Here is a 415-nt window from a genome sequence, read left to right on the forward strand (position 1 = left end):
GGGTGTGAGTAACCCGCCGACGGCGGATAAACCGCAGAGCAAGCTGTGGTGGAATGACGGGTCGTGGTGGGCGAACATGTGGACCACCGGCAGCGGGTGGAGCATTTACCGGCTGAACCGGAGTGCGGGGGCGTGGGTGGATACCGGGGTGCGGAGCGACAGCAGGGCCAGCACGTCCTCGGACACGCTGTGGGATGGCGGCAAGCTTTACATCGCCTCGAACGTGGTGACCTCCGGTGCGTCCGCGTCGGGGCAACCGGCCCGGCTGTACAGGTACAGCTATTCGGGCGGGGCCTACTCGCTGGATGCGGGGTTTCCGCAGGTGATTTCGAACAACAGCAGCGAGACTTTGACCATCGATAAGGATTCCACCGGTGCGCTCTGGGCTACCTGGACCCAGGTGGCGGGCACGACC

Annotated in this window: 1 pseudogene; it reads left to right on the top strand. The window is 65.1% G+C overall.

Annotated features, from left to right (window positions below):
- A pseudogene (locus JYA52_RS22180) lies at positions 1-415 on the top strand (hypothetical protein); the annotation flags it as partial.

Source organism: Arthrobacter pascens (assembly GCF_017052465.1).
GTDB classification, from domain to species: Bacteria; Actinomycetota; Actinomycetes; order Actinomycetales; family Micrococcaceae; genus Arthrobacter; species Arthrobacter pascens.